A 14236-nucleotide genomic window follows, 5' to 3' on the forward strand; every position below is an offset into this window, starting at 1 on the left:
ACAACAATACACTTTCAGGGAACGTTCTCCATGCAGCCTGACTCAACTGCGAGCAGTCGCCGGATAGCCCGGCAAATCCTTGACCTGATATATGAAGCAAGATTCGATCCAGGTCATCATTTACGTGAACAACATCTTGCCGATGCGCTGGGCGTTTCACGCACGCCGGTACGTGCCGGATTAAAAGAACTGACCCGCCTCGGTGCGGTGGAAGCCCGGCCCAATCAGGGTTTCTTTCTGTTAAAGAGCGCCGATGAACTGCAACAGCTGAGTATCGAACAACCCAAAAGTAATGATCAGAATTTGTATGAATTGCTGGTCCGCGATCGTATTGCCGGTACGCTGCCCGAGTCCTTCACCCAGACCGAAATTGTGCAGCGCTATGAGGTGGACCGCGGGATACTGACGCGCACCCTGGTGAAGCTGTCGGAAGATGGCCTGATTGCACGTAATGCCGGGCATGGCTGGCGCTTCCTGCAAACGCTGAACTCGGATGTGGCTTTGCGCAACAGTTATGGTTTCCGCCTGATGATTGAACCCGCCGCCCTGCTGACCCCGCATTTACATGTTGATCGCCAGTTACTCAAACGGCTGCGTGCACAGCATTTGTGGCTGATTACCCACCCGGATATCACCCAAGTCCCGGCGAAAGATATCTTCGAAACCGACGCCTCCTTTCATGAGCTACTGGCGGAAGCAAGCGGCAATCTGTTTGTGTTGCAGGCCATTCAGCAGCAAAACCGCTTACGCCGCCTGATGGAATTCGGCAGTTATCACAACAAGCGTCGCGTCAAAGAATGGTGTGAAGAACATGTGGCGATCATTGATGCGTTACGGGAAAACAAGCAGGAACTGGCCGCCAGCCTGATGCAGCAACATCTGCAATTTGCCTATGACCAGGTAAATATTAAGCGGCCACGTAAATAATCGGCATCAATTTTGCACATCATGATCCTGAAAATACAATCAGGAGTGGTTTATGGATTTGCAAATACAACAACGGGTCGCGCTGGTGTGTGGTGCGGGAAGTGGTTTAGGCCGGGCGATGGCGCTGTCTCTGGCGCAGGAAGGGGTAAAAGTCGCGGTGACCGGCCGCAACCTGGAAAAGCTGGCAGAAACGGTGGCACTGATCCAGCAGCAAGGCGGCACCGCGCAGGCCTGGCAGCTCGACCTGGCTGCGCCCGAAAAGTTTGATGATGTATTGAACGACATCCACCAGCATTGGGGCGATATTGATATTCTGATCAACAACTCGGGTGGCCCGCCTCCTGCCACTGCTCAGGGCACTGATGCCGGTATCTGGCAGCAGCAGTTTTCCCTGATGGTTTCCTCACTGATTCAGCTGACAGACAAAGTGCTGCCCGCCATGCGCCAGCGCGGTTGGGGTCGTATTATCACCTCGACTTCGTCTGGTGTGATTGCCCCAATCCCTAATCTGGCGCTGTCCAATGCCCTGCGTATGAGTTTACTCGGCTGGTCAAAAACCCTGGCCCGTGAAGTGGCGGCGGATGGTGTAACGGTTAACGTGCTGCTGCCGGGACGTATCGCTACCGATCGCGTCAGCCAGCTGGATGCCATCAAGGCGAAACGTGAAAACAGTACCGCGGACGCCGTAGCGGAGAAAAGCCGTCAGGGCATTCCAGCGGGCCGTTATGGTGCACCAGAAGAATACGGTGCCACTGCGGCGTTTCTTGCCAGTCAACAAGCCAGCTATATTACTGGCACCATCATGCGGGTGGATGGCGGGATGATTGATGCGATTTGATGAGTAAGGTCAAAAGAGCGCGATGAATCGCGCCGCTACGGACCGATGGGGGTTTTGTAGCGGCGCGATTTATCGCGCAATCGTTATCAATGGCGGCTGGCACAGCCGCACTTTGACATCTCACCGTGCACATGTTTGCCATGATGCGAATGACGCACCTGCAATTCGCCCTGCTGCCACGCCGCGCTGTCATCTGCCTTGTTATCCAGCAAGCGATTTAACGCCTCAGCCACCAGCAAATCACCACGCTGCGCCCAGCTGGTCAGATGCCAGGTCGGAGAGCGAGCCTCGTCCACATCATCAAAACCCACCACGCCAATATGCACACCCTGACCAAAATCGCGCACTGCCTGCATGACACCGAAAGCCAGCACGTCATTTTCGCAGAACAGCGCATTGATACGTTCAGCAGCACGCGTTTTTTTCAGGTATGCCATCATCGCCTGATAAGCCAGTTCCCGATCATTGTTACCGGCAATCAGTCGCTGATCGAGGGTTTTATCCGCAGCGGCTAAGCTCGCGACAAACCCCTGCATCTGACGCGGTTCGGTTGCGGGATCTTCGCCGTGCATAACACCAAAACGTTGATGCCCCTGCGCCAGCAGCAGACGACCAATCTCAGCACCGGCATCATAGTTATCCGCCCTGAGCGCGTTCTCCCCACTCAGCCAGATCGCCGGGAATGATGATGCCTCTTCGCGATAAAGGGAGGTGAGGAAAATCAATCCGTTAACGCCCAGTTCAGTCGCCTTACTGAGTAACGACAGGTAATGTTCGCGCGAATTAACGTTGAGCAACAATGACAAACATCCACGCGCATTCAGTTGTCGCGTCACTTCATTCAGCATTTTTACGCTGCTGGGATTAGCGAACTCATCGCTGACGATACCGATGATATTGTGCTTTGCTGCCATGAAAGGCTCCTTCTGCAATCAGGTTTAACCACGACGGGTTAAGGCCAGACGAATCCCAAGACCGATAAAGGTGACGCCAACCACCCGATCCAGTAACTTTTGCATCGCGGCGTTTTTCGCCACTGCACTGGCGGCACCACCGGCTAACAACGCAAACAGGGTATCAGTGGTTAAACCCACCAGGGCGTAAGTCAGGCCAAGGATCAGGAAAGATTGCGCATGGTGATCGCCGTCAACCACGACAAATTGTGGGAAGAAGGCGATGAAAAATAGCAATACCTTCGGATTCGTCACCGAGGTAATCAGCCCACGAGTTAACAGGCTACGCGCACTGACAGGCATTTTGACGGCAGCCTCACCAGCCTGTTGTGCGGTGTTACGGCTGACAAACGTCCCCCACACCATTTTGCTGCCGAGAAATAGCAGGTAGGCAGCACCAATATATTTAATCACCGTAAATAGCAGCGGCGAGGCGGCAATCAAGGCCGTGAGGCCAATGGCACTGGCAACCGCATGAGTACAACTGCCTAACGCCACACCTGCAGCCGAGATCACTCCGGAACGTCGCCCATTCGCCACGCTTTGGCCTACCACGTAGGCCAGATCAGGGCCGGGGGTTATGCAAAGTAAAAAGACTGAGGCGAGAAAAAGAGGAAAGTGGGTGATGTCCAGCATGGAGCGCTCCTGTCAGTGACTAAAGGTTGATTTTAACCAACCCGCAACAGGAATCTAGCACTGAAGAAGAGAAAAAGTTTCTCTTGAGTTGAGTTAAAACCCTCAAAATTGGATGATAAATATTATCAGTTGCAATTGCAGCGTATTTCTCAGCATAAATATTAAAATTAGCGTTAAGGTTGGATTAATCTTCCTCTGAAAAAATTCATGTTATCCACCCAGGATGCAATGAAGGTAAATAACATGAAGGTCAGTATCTGGCGTAGCTTGCCACATGAAAATGCGCCGTTGTTCCGGCTATTACATATTTTGGTTGCAGTGTTGATTCTGGCACAGATTATTAATTCTAATTTTACCCGACGAGAAGCGCTGGGAGGTCACTCGCTGGAGACAACCATCACCTGGATGCATATCGTATCCGGATTTGGGTTGATCGTGCTGGGGATTGTTCTGCTGTGGTGGATGTTCTCGCAACGCGGCTTTAACTGGTATTTTGCATGGGCAAAGGCTGATTTCAGGGGCATACGCCAGGATCTCAACACGCTGGCAAAGTTGCAGTTGCCAGAGGCGCTGCCGGGAGGTATTGCCGCCACCATCCAGGGACTGGGCGTAGTCGCCTTACTGGCCGTGGCGGTTTCGGGCGGATTATGGTTTGTCGTGAATACTATTCAGGGTCCATCTTCTGCTTTCGCCCATTCCATCCTGCACTGGCATAAATTTCTTACTACTTTTATTGAAGTCTATTTTTACGCACATGGCGCGATGGGCCTTATTCATATTTTTCTCGATCATTATAAACGCTATTCCGCTGAATAATAAGATATTAGAAAATACACAGGAAACCGTTTATTTCCTGTGTATTGCTAAATTCAATCCTCAATGACCGGAATAGAATCAACGCTGGTGAAGATAGTCAGACCGGCGGCCATTCCCACCTGCACATCATTATCCGCGCCCTTCGATGTACCCGGCAGACGCAGAATCGCCTCACAGCAATGAATCAGACGATGCGCCACCGGATAGAGAAATTGTTCACTGATTTCATCACCTATTTTTTCCGAACCTGCCACCCGTGCCAATGGCAACGCCAGCCATTCACCAATCACTGGCGTATGGTCTTTCTGATACACCGCCAGCGCTACCTGTTCCATTTTGCGCAGGTTTGCGTGGATCAGCGCCTGATCGCCCTGCGTACCGCTACGAACCGGACCCGCGATAAGAATCAGCATGATTTCATCTCCGTATTGAGGCGCAATGCCAGGTGTTGCAGCAACATAATCGTTTTCGCATCCATAATTTCACCGCTTTCAATCGCTCTGAGCGCGCGCGCTAAAGGCCACTCCAGCACTTCGATGTCTTCCCCTTCTTCTGCCAGGCCACCGCCCGAACTACTGCGATCCTTGTCCTGATACTCCGCGAGAAAGAAATAGAGTTTCTCGGTCACTGACCCCGGACTCATAAAGGCTTCAAACACCTTTTCGATACGCTGAATACGAAAACCGGTTTCTTCCTGCGCTTCGGCAATGATGCGTTCTTCGGGTGACGCGTTGTCGAGCAGGCCAGCCGCCGCTTCAATCAAAAAGCCGTTGTGTCCATTGATAAACACCGGAAAACGAAACTGCCGCGTTAGCACCACGCTGCTTTTTGCGCGATTAAATAACAGCACTACCGCGCCATTGCCACGATCGTATGATTCGCGGCTTTGCACCTGCCAGCTACCATCAGCCCGTAAAAATTCAAAGGTGTATTTTTTCAGCGTGTACCAGTTATTCGATAGCAATTGTTCGTGGATATGCCGCACACGTGGTGATGTTGATTGCATGTTTTACTCTCCTGAAGGTGACAATAATCACGCTATCATGCATAATCGTGCACATACAAGAAAAAACAGGAATAAAAACGCATGCTCTCCAGTCAGCGAAAACAGCAAATCCTTGATATTCTGACCGCCGAAAAGCAGGTGCTTTCCAGCGAACTGAGCCAGCGCTTCCGCGTTTCTGAAGACTCAATCCGTCGTGATTTAAGGGAGTTAGCAGCGGAAGGATTACTCCAGCGTGTGCATGGTGGGGCCTTGCCGGTATCGGCAGCCATTGCGCCTTTTGAAACACGCAAAAACGTGCAAATCGGCTCAAAACAGCAGATTGCACAGAAAGCCGTGCAGCTGATTCAGCCCGGCCAGGTGGTGATTATCGATGGTGGCACCACCACAGAAGAAATGATCAAACTGCTGCCGCAGGATGTAGATTTTACCGTGGTGACGCACAGCCCGAGCATTGCCATGGGGCTGTTACCTTACCCGCGCGTTGAGGTGATCATGATTGGCGGGCGCTTATTCCGCCATTCGGTGGTGACAGTTGGCGCGGCTATGCTGGAGTCGATCGCACGTATTAACGCCGACCTGTTTTTTATGGGCGTGACCGGCGTGCATAAAACCGCCGGCCTCACCACCGGGGATTATGAAGAGGCTGGCGTGAAGCGCGCACTGGCTGCCAGAGCTGCCGAGACCGTGGTGATGGTATCGAAAGAGAAAATGAACTCCGCTTCGGCGTTCGCGATTGGCGATTTGTCGCTTGCCAGCACGCTGATCGTTGATGATCCGCTTGATGACGCGATGGCGCGATTACTGGCGCAAAAACAGATAACGGTTATTTAGTCACGCGGGTAAATTGCTGTTCCAGCATGGATTTTCCCCACTGGTCGCCCTGCCACTCCTGTGTCAGGGTAAAACCAAAAGATTCGTACAGACGGCGGGCGGCGTGCAATCCGCTGAATGTCCAGAGCTGAACCGCAGAGAATGCCTGCGCATCACAAAATGCCATCGCGGCACTCAGTAATTTTCTGCCGACACCCGCCCCACGGCAGCCATCGTCGAGAATAAACCAGCGCAGATGCGCCTGATTATTTCCCAGGTCTTCACCATCGATGGCAACTGAGCCGACAATACGGCCCTGCTGGCTGGCGACCCAGATTTGGTTGCGTGGCGCATCCAACCGACCGGCAAATTCCGCCAGACCCGTTGCCACTTTGCCTTCAAAAAACGGGCCAAAACCATGCTGCTGCGCATAGTAGCGACCGTGCATTTCCGCGACCCGGCCAATCAAGCCAGGCTGATAACCCGTGGTGATGGCGATTTCCGGCACCACTTCATCCTGATCGCGGCGCGCTTTTAATGCTCCGGCATAGGCCGCTAATCCCTGAGCAACCGCTTGCTGCTGCTGTCCCGTGAGATGCGCCAGCGCAGTGATGACCTGGCTGGTGCCATATTCATTGATTCTGGCAACCGTGATTTTTCCCTGATCGGTCAGCACCAGTTGCTTCACCCGGGCATCCTGGGTGGATGGCACTTCGGTTAATTCGCCTGCTTTGATCAATTTGCCCAGCATACGGCTCACGCTGGACTTCTCCAGCCCGAGGATTTGCACCAGCTGCGCGGCGGTCATCCCGTCATGGCTGGCAACTTCCAGCAGGGTATGCACCGCCGAGGGAGAATATTCGGTCGCCGCCAGGGTGGTGTTCATAAATCCCAGCTCGCGCACCATCAGGCGCGATGAAGCACGGATCGTCTGGATAAGGGTGGGATCGGTCATGGTTAGCATTCGGCGTGAAATAAGGTTGTATAATACAACCATTTTGCGGGTGAAGTTGTCAAGGGCGTGCCAGGTTGTGCATCAAGCAGTAAAAACGCCTTGTCTGAAAAGAGACAAGAAGGTATCAATAGTCATTCCATCCCTTCACCCACTGATAACTAAGGAGGATTACTATGCTGACGTGTGAATTGTTTATTTACTCACACCTCTATAGTAATTGGCCGTGCTCAGGCGTCACCGGTATCGTGCTGCGATAATCCGCGTCCTGAGCGAAGTCACTGAAAATTTAACTCCCTTCCCTCCGGCTTACCGGGTTGTCGTCAGCGTTGTTTGACGTCAGGCCTTTTTGTGCCTGCAACTTATGAGTAAGCACATGAGCACTTTACTATCAGCACAGGCTGTCGGCTTTGATAATGCCTTCGGCACCCTTTTTCACAACATCACTTTTAGTCTGCAAAAAGGCGACCGCATTGGTCTGCTGGGGGCAAACGGCAGCGGCAAAAGTACCCTGCTAAAAATCCTCAGCGGCGAATTGGATGTCAGCAGGGGTAATATCGTGCAGGCCAGCCATTGTTTACTGGCAAGAATTGAGCAACACCTGCCACCGTCACTTGCACAGGCAACGCTACTGGCTAGCGTAGTGGCACAGCTACCCCCCACGCTGCAACTGAGTGAACGCTGGCGTGCGGAAGCTCTGCTCGACAGCCTCGGATTCAGCGTGGACCAGCAAGCACAAACCGCCGTAACCCTGAGTGGTGGCCAACATATGCGTTTGTTGCTGGCTCGTGCGCTGATTCAGCAACCCGATCTGTTGCTGCTGGATGAACCGAGCAACCATCTCGATCTCCCCACGTTGCTATGGCTGGAAACCTTCCTTAATAGCTGGAATGGCAGCTTTGTGCTGGTATCGCATGACAGCACCCTGCTGGACCGCGTGACAAGCAGCAGCTGGATGCTGCGGGATAAAACTTTGCAGTTCTTTGACCTGCCCTGTAGCGCCGCGCGTGCCGCCCTGGCGGAGCAGGATGAAGCCGATGCGCAACGCTTTCACAGCGAGCAGAAGGAAATCGATCGGCTGGCAAAAAGCGCGCATCGGCTGGCGATTTGGGGACGCACCTATGATAACGAAGGTCTGTCACGCAAAGCGCAGCAGATGGAGAAACGGGTTGACTGGCTGAGGGAAGCGCAAACCACCCTCACCGACGGCAGCCCCTGGCGTTTGCAATTGCAGGGAGAAGCGCTGGATGCCGATCGTGTGCTGGCACTGCCGGAAATGACAGTGCGCCCGGCCCCGCAAGCCTCGGTGTTGTTCAGATTACCGGCTTTACAGGTGAAAAGTGGCGATCGCATCGCTGTGGCTGGCCGTAACGGTTCAGGTAAATCATCCCTGCTGCGTCATCTGTGGCAGAGCTGGCAGCAGCCAGCGTCTGGCATGTTTCATCCCCGTGCCCGGCTTGGTTATTACGATCAAAATCTGATGCAGTTAGCGGATGACGCTACCTTAAGCGATGCGCTGATGCCTTTCGTCTCTCTCAGCGCTGACCAGCGCAAAATCGCGCTGATCGCCGCCGGTTTCCCTTATGCGCGCCATCAACAACGGGTGGATTCACTCAGTGGCGGAGAGCGCTCGCGGCTGTTATTTGTCGGATTGACCCTCGCACGCTATTCATTATTGTTATTGGATGAACCAACAAACCATCTTGATATCGCGGGCAAAGAGGAGCTGGCCACAGCGCTAAATCAGTTCGCTGGTGCGGTGTTATTAATCACACACGATCGTTTACTGATGGAGCAGAGCTGCAATCGATTCTGGTTGATTGATCAACAGCAGCTTACCGAGTGGCAGGATCTGTCAGCCATGACAGCCAAAATGGGGGTTGACCAACCTGTGCAGCCGTGCAGACAAGCCGTGTCTCAGGTTGCGGATACACTGGACCACGACGAAGATACCCTGCTGGCAACCTTGCTGGATTTACAGCAAAAACTGGCTGATGACCTCAGCCGTAAGCCAAAACACCAGAAACCGGCGCTACAGCAAGAGTGGCGACAGCAGATCGCCGTGCTGCACGCGCGGCTTGATTTACTGTGAGTCGCCTGCAAGTTAGATTGATTGTCAGGCATAACCATTATTAAAGGAATGACAGATGGCTTTTACTCAAATCATTGCAAGACTCCCGGCTGACAATTGCGCGGCAGGGCTGACCACCGCCTCTCTCGGCGCACCGGATGCTGAACTTACCCGCAGGCAGTTCTGGGATTATCTGAACGCCATGCTGTCGCTCAGATTGAAGGTGACACTGCTACCCGCAGAAGCCGACTTTCCCGATGCGCACTTTGTCGAAGATACCGCCGTGGTCCTGCCGGAACTGGCGGTGATCACCCATCCTGGCGCGCCACAGCGGGCGGGCGAAGTCGAATCAATCAAAGCGGTGCTGAAGGATTTTCGTCCGCTGAAAGTGATGAGCGAGCGCGGAACGCTCGAAGGCGGTGATGTCATGTTAATCGATAAGGCGTTTTATATCGGCCTGACAACCCGCACCAATGAGGCCGGTATCAGCGAGTTTGCCAGCCTGGTGGAACCTTACGGTTACAGTGTCACGTCTGTTGAAGTTGACGAAGGTTTGCATCTTAAATCGGCGATCAATTATGTCGGTAAAAATACCCTGATCTCGACCGAAAAGTTCGCCCGCCTGCCGCAATTCTCCCACTATCAGCACCTGATTATTCCCGACGAAGAAATCTACGCCGGGAATACTTTACTGATTAACGGCACGCTTATTACCCCGACGGGTTATCCGGCAACCCTGGCACAACTGCGCACGCTGGATATGCCGATTATTGAACTGGATACCAGTGAAATCCGTAAGATGGACGGCGGCCTGACTTGCCTTTCACTGCGTTTCTGACGTTTATACCTGCAAACCGCGACTCAGCGAGGTCGCGGTTTTCATCAACTGCTCCGCCGGATTACGTCCTATCAACACAAACTGATAACCATCACGATGCCACCACACCAGGTTCATACCGTGACGTTTTTCCTGGTTGAGTGTGCTGGAGGGCTGCGGGTCCTGACGTGAAATGCACAATGCCATCGGACCATAGCTGGCATGGTTCCAGGCAATCTGGCTGATTAACGCATCGTCATAGCGCAGCATTCTGACGCTTTTCAGATCCGCTTCCGGTAACCTGAGTTGCGTCAGCGTCAGATGGAGATCCAGATCGCGCGCGGTGCGTGCCAGCGCCTGTTGCAGTAGCTGTGGTGAGTTATCGACATCCGCCAGCGTTTCCGGGCTGTATAACGACATATATTGTGCTTCCAGCTCACGGATGGTTGCGCTTTCATCCGGTTGCGTCACCGGACGCAGCAGATAGCCGACACACCCTCCCACCAGCAGAAAACCCAACGATGCCGCGATTAACGCCCGCCGACTCACCTGTACCGATCGCCGTTCGGGCAGCACTGGCGTTTGCGCCAGCAACTGTGCCAGTTGCTGCTGCATACGTTGTTCCGGGGCCTGATCCAGCATCACACCAAACGCTTCCGCAAAGGGTTGATTGCTTTTCATCAGTTCTGCGGTACGGGCAGATAACGCCGGGCTGCGTTTCAGTTCCTTCTCAAATGCCTGGACGTCATCCGCGCGCATTTCGCCATCCAGCCAGGCAACAATAGCTTCATCCGGATAAGGTGAAGTAAAGCGAATCGCAGTCACAAACGTTTCTCCTGTGCCGAAGACGTAGCATTGATGGCATTTGCCAGCGTAGTTCGGGCCGCAGCCAGGCGGCTCATAATCGTACCCACCGGCACCGACAGCGTCTCAGCGGCTTCCTGGTAGGTAAAGCCTTCGACATACACCAGAAACACCGCATTTCGCTGTGCTTCAGGCAACTGCCCAACGCGCTGCATCACCTTGAGGTACTGCATACGCTCCTCATTATGTTGCTGATGATCCGGGGAGATAAGTTCATCACTGGCGACAAATCCCTGTCCCATGCGCACTCGCTGGGCGCGCAATTCATTGATCCACACCGAATGCAGCACGCTAAACAACCAGCGATCAATGCGCGTGCCGGGCGTAAATTGCGCACTGCGCTCCAGCGCCCGCACGCAGGTGGATTGCACCAGCTCCTCGGCCACATCACGGTTACGTGACAACACCATGGCGTAACGCCATAAGCGCGCCAGATGTGTTGCCAGATGCTGTCGGACTTCAGTGCTGGTGATTTTTCCACCCTCCGCAAAACACCGCTATCAGGACTCCGGATGCCCATTAATCGCGGCCTGCAAGTCGCGATACTCTTCACAGCTTACGCCGCACAAGGTTTTAATGACGGCAAGCTGCTCCTTCGCCAGATCGGGACGACCTTTGATCATCCAGGCCTCGCCGAGATATTCACGCACTTTGGCATAATGGGGGTCGATGGCGATTGATCGTTGATAGTAGCTCATCCCTTCATCTGTACGGCCCAGTTTACGTGTGGCGTAGCCCCGGTAATTCCAGGCTTCTTTGGTGTTGGGATTTTTTAGCGTATCCAGCAGATTCAGCGCTGCCTGATACTCTCCTTTTTTGGCCAGATGGTAGGCGTAGTTGGTTTTGTCCTCATCGCTGAGTGAACTGGTTTTATCCGGCACGCAGCTTTTCGATTTGCTGTCGTACACCTGGCCTTTCGGACAATCCGGCGTTTTACTGTTGCTGTCATCATCCCCCATCGACCATGCACCGGGTGCGTGCAGGGCCAGTAACAAGGCAGGCAGAACCAACCAGCGAACAGAGTTGATCGTTTTCATCATTGAACCTCGCGAAGTGGCATGGCATAAGGCGGCCAGTGTTTTCACACCGACCGGAGGCAAGGTTCACCGGGAGAAAGACGCCGAAAAATCACCTTGTCTGGTGGTAAACACCTCAACGGCGATTTCTATTCGGGAAAAATTTTATTTTTTTGCGATCGCTCACCAACGTTGCAGACATGCGGCAACATCAGGCTGGTTGCTACAGGCAATGTGGTGATTAATACGCGTCATCATATAGTCAAAAAACGGGTTGGAATTGGCGCGCATCAGGGTATCCAGCCCGACAATCAGCGTGTTGGTTTCACCGCGCAATGAGATGGTACCAAGGCTAATACCCGACTGGTTCTTTTCCGTCGGTTCCAGACCATAGAGCGAATCCGTGAGGGGAAACGGCACCGCGACATGGGACAGAGAATACATACCTGGCGGCCACGCGATATTTAATGGCTGAACGGTTTCGTTGGTTTGATCGGCTGCTGTGTTGCGGGCAACGGTTTCGCTGGTTGCTGGCGTCGCATTGGTGATCACTGTGGTGCCGTAATGACGTGGTGCAGCCGGCAGCAAATTGCTCACGGCAGTGTATAACGCGGGCCGGAACAGCGCGCGCAAATCAGAAGCTTGGTTGATATCAAAAATCACCAATTGATTACCCCGGCTTTGCAGATAACGATACAGCGAATCCACCACCGCACGGGTACTGACCGTGGAATCCATTACCGACTGGAACGTCAGCACGGGCGGCAGTTGTGCCAGCTGCTGATTACGTGCCTCCTGCAAAATTTGTTGCTGAAGTGCCTGGGTCAGTAGCCAGGACTGGCGTGCCGCCTTAACCGGAAAGGAGTTGTATTTATAGGGATTGAACTCCGGCACCACATTCAGCCATGCTGCTTTGGCAAATCCAGGCAGTAGCGAAGGCAATCCCGCCAGCCCGGCAAAGCGCGCAAAAGCCGTCACACCGATCATCGGTGACATCAGAACAATCTGCTGGGGCTGGCGCAGCGAGGGATCATTAAGAGCATCAAGGGCGTATTTCATTGCCAGCGCACCACCGTTGGAATAACCCACCAGATGGAGCGGGACATCAGGTCCGGCGCGTCGCGTGGCTTCGCGCACCGCCAGACGGGTTACGGCCAGCCATTGCTCCCAGTTCACCGTGGTCAGTGCGCCCGGCGCGGTACCATGCCCTGGCAGACGCGGGACGACTGCCACAAAGCCCTGCTGCCGGTAATCTTCCGCCAGATAGCGCATGCTGTAGGGTGAGTCGGTCAGGCCATGTAACAATACCACCGCGCCGCGCGGGGTGCCCTGTGGCATCAGAATAAAAGAACGATTCCAGTCAGGCTGAAAACGGGCAGGATAAACCCGGCTTTGTGCGTAGTAACGGTTTAGTGTCGTTTTCTCTTCGTCACTCAGCTTATCGGTAATGCTGTGCTTCATGTCGAGAAAAATCGCGTCTTCCCGCGTCTGATAATCAGAAAAACTGGCGCGGTCGATCTCTTTCTCACTCATTTCATCTGCTGACCAGGTGTGCCAGCGATGTAAAGGCGCACCGCGTTCTGACTGATAAATCCGACCAATAAAGAATACGATGACGACGACGACCAGACCCACCAGGATGATTTTTGCCAGGCTGGCAACGGTTAACCCGGTTTTTTTCAGCCAGCCATCAAAGTGGGTTCTCGCCATATCAGCATCCGTCGGTTAAAAGGCCAAACGCAGCCAGGCGAATAGCACATTGCCATTATTATAGGTGCCTGGAATATAGGTGAACTGCACGGTTGCGCGCTTATAACCCACTGAGAAAAGCGGCAATACGATGGGTAACGGCACATAGTTGGCGAAATCATCACGCGCCGTAATCCCGGCGGTAAAGCCGAGGCCGAGGCGAAAATCACGCGCGTTATCGAGATACCAGCCCTTTTCCCAACCGTAGCCAACGATCGGCTGCCACTCATTATGCGAATCTTTAAACATCATGGCATACAGCGTGCTCCAGTTACCTTCTTCATTGTAACGGGACACACCAAAACCTCCGCCCCACGGCGTTTCATTGTAGTTATCGGTTTTTTCTTTATCGTATGCGAAGCGGGCATGCCAGGCGATGAATGGCAAATAGAGATCGTAATTCTGCGGTTGTTCCCAGGTCTGGGAGATGTCGTTGGTTAACCAGTTCCACCCTGAACTCATCGTTCCTTCTGCCTGTGCCGGAGCCGCACAGATAAACAAGGTTACATACAAAGCCACCAGATAACTTCGCATGATTTATCCTTCTGAAAACTCACACATTGAGTCTCAATTCTGGGAACAATCTGAAGGATTTGCAAATCTGGATTGCAGGAAGTTAGTTTTTTTCCATTAATTCGCGCACGGTCGAGATAAATTGCGGCCAGTGGCGAAAACGGATAGCGGGCATATTGGCGTGACGATGAGATTTGAGAGACTGGACAAATGCCGCTGCCTGGGCTGCGATTTCGTGGTTGTGATGCATGGCATTAACTCCTCATTA

General features: G+C 53.4%; 17 protein-coding genes. 6 read left to right on the forward strand and 11 right to left on the reverse strand.

The genetic code is table 11. The annotated features are described in order from the left end of the window. Positions 1-30 precede the first annotated feature (30 nt). Together AC6I8X_RS21670 and AC6I8X_RS21675 are read left to right on the forward strand one after the other, a co-directional pair. Positions 31-927, forward strand: coding sequence for a GntR family transcriptional regulator (locus AC6I8X_RS21670; protein WP_084880868.1), 897 nt, complete (start codon positions 31-33; stop codon positions 925-927). A 52-nt stretch (positions 928-979) separates the two neighbouring features. Further along, on the forward strand, positions 980-1765 hold the full coding sequence (locus AC6I8X_RS21675; RefSeq protein ID WP_497841074.1) for an SDR family oxidoreductase: 786 nt from the start codon (positions 980-982) through the stop codon (positions 1763-1765). An 86-nt stretch (positions 1766-1851) separates the two neighbouring features. Here AC6I8X_RS21675 and AC6I8X_RS21680 read toward each other — a convergent pair whose 3' ends face one another. Next, positions 1852-2679, reverse strand: a complete 828-nt coding sequence (locus AC6I8X_RS21680; RefSeq protein WP_313687430.1) for a substrate-binding domain-containing protein — start codon at positions 2677-2679, stop codon at positions 1852-1854. A gap of 24 nt (positions 2680-2703) precedes the next feature. Then, positions 2704-3354 carry a LysE family translocator gene (locus AC6I8X_RS21685; protein WP_313687428.1) on the reverse strand — a complete coding sequence of 217 codons (651 nt, stop codon included), beginning with the start codon at positions 3352-3354 and terminating at the stop codon, positions 2704-2706. 243 nt (positions 3355-3597) lie between these two features. Between AC6I8X_RS21685 and AC6I8X_RS21690 the strand changes: the two genes are divergently transcribed. Next, on the forward strand, positions 3598-4170 hold the full coding sequence (locus AC6I8X_RS21690; RefSeq protein ID WP_313687434.1) for a cytochrome b/b6 domain-containing protein: 573 nt from the start codon (positions 3598-3600) through the stop codon (positions 4168-4170). Between the two features lie 53 nt (positions 4171-4223). Here AC6I8X_RS21690 and AC6I8X_RS21695 read toward each other — a convergent pair whose 3' ends face one another. Next, a complete protein-coding gene (locus AC6I8X_RS21695) occupies positions 4224-4583 on the reverse strand; it encodes an NUDIX hydrolase (protein ID WP_497841075.1) in 360 nt (119 codons plus the stop codon). Beyond that, positions 4577-5176, reverse strand: a complete 600-nt coding sequence (locus AC6I8X_RS21700) for an NUDIX hydrolase (protein ID WP_313687424.1) — start codon at positions 5174-5176, stop codon at positions 4577-4579. Before AC6I8X_RS21700 ends, AC6I8X_RS21695 begins: the two co-directional genes overlap by 7 nt. A gap of 81 nt (positions 5177-5257) precedes the next feature. Here AC6I8X_RS21700 and AC6I8X_RS21705 point away from each other — a divergent pair, with 81 nt between their 5' ends. Beyond that, positions 5258-6007 (forward strand): DeoR/GlpR family DNA-binding transcription regulator, encoded by a 750-nt coding sequence (locus AC6I8X_RS21705; protein WP_299450870.1) that lies wholly within the window; start codon positions 5258-5260, stop codon positions 6005-6007. Here the strand turns inward: AC6I8X_RS21705 and AC6I8X_RS21710 are convergent. Then, on the reverse strand, positions 6000-6941 hold the full coding sequence (locus AC6I8X_RS21710; protein WP_299450868.1) for a bifunctional helix-turn-helix transcriptional regulator/GNAT family N-acetyltransferase: 942 nt from the start codon (positions 6939-6941) through the stop codon (positions 6000-6002). The two genes, AC6I8X_RS21705 and AC6I8X_RS21710, sit on opposite strands and share 8 nt — an antisense overlap. Before the next feature lie 373 nt (positions 6942-7314). On the opposite strand from AC6I8X_RS21710, the gene AC6I8X_RS21715 reads away from it, so the two are divergent. Further along, a complete protein-coding gene (locus AC6I8X_RS21715) occupies positions 7315-9030 on the forward strand; it encodes an ABC-F family ATP-binding cassette domain-containing protein (RefSeq protein WP_497841076.1) in 1716 nt (571 codons plus the stop codon). 55 nt (positions 9031-9085) lie between these two features. Further along, the gene (locus AC6I8X_RS21720; RefSeq protein ID WP_313687419.1) at positions 9086-9847 is read left to right on the forward strand and encodes a dimethylarginine dimethylaminohydrolase family protein; all 762 of its coding nucleotides are present in this window, start codon (positions 9086-9088) and stop codon (positions 9845-9847) included. 3 nt (positions 9848-9850) lie between these two features. On the opposite strand, the gene AC6I8X_RS21725 is transcribed toward AC6I8X_RS21720, so the two are convergent. The 6 genes from AC6I8X_RS21725 to AC6I8X_RS21750 form a co-directional block, all read right to left on the reverse strand. Then, positions 9851-10651, reverse strand: a complete 801-nt coding sequence (locus AC6I8X_RS21725) for an anti-sigma factor family protein (protein WP_497841077.1) — start codon at positions 10649-10651, stop codon at positions 9851-9853. Continuing rightward, a complete protein-coding gene (locus AC6I8X_RS21730; RefSeq protein WP_313687432.1) occupies positions 10648-11136 on the reverse strand; it encodes an RNA polymerase sigma factor in 489 nt (162 codons plus the stop codon). The genes AC6I8X_RS21725 and AC6I8X_RS21730 overlap by 4 nt, the downstream gene beginning before the upstream one ends. 54 nt (positions 11137-11190) lie before the next feature. Further along, on the reverse strand, positions 11191-11727 hold the full coding sequence (locus AC6I8X_RS21735; protein WP_409521746.1) for a tetratricopeptide repeat protein: 537 nt from the start codon (positions 11725-11727) through the stop codon (positions 11191-11193). Positions 11728-11889: 162 nt separating this feature from the next. Further along, on the reverse strand, positions 11890-13416 hold the full coding sequence (locus tag AC6I8X_RS21740) for an alpha/beta hydrolase (RefSeq protein WP_497841078.1): 1527 nt from the start codon (positions 13414-13416) through the stop codon (positions 11890-11892). A 15-nt stretch (positions 13417-13431) separates the two neighbouring features. Beyond that, the gene (pagP, locus tag AC6I8X_RS21745; RefSeq protein WP_313687411.1) at positions 13432-13989 is read right to left on the reverse strand and encodes a lipid IV(A) palmitoyltransferase PagP; all 558 of its coding nucleotides are present in this window, start codon (positions 13987-13989) and stop codon (positions 13432-13434) included. Between the two features lie 82 nt (positions 13990-14071). Continuing rightward, a complete protein-coding gene (locus AC6I8X_RS21750) occupies positions 14072-14218 on the reverse strand; it encodes a hypothetical protein (RefSeq protein WP_167379277.1) in 147 nt (48 codons plus the stop codon). Positions 14219-14236: the final 18 nt, after the last annotated feature.

This window comes from Pantoea sp. X-Soil-TKNS-1280, from assembly GCF_059730475.1.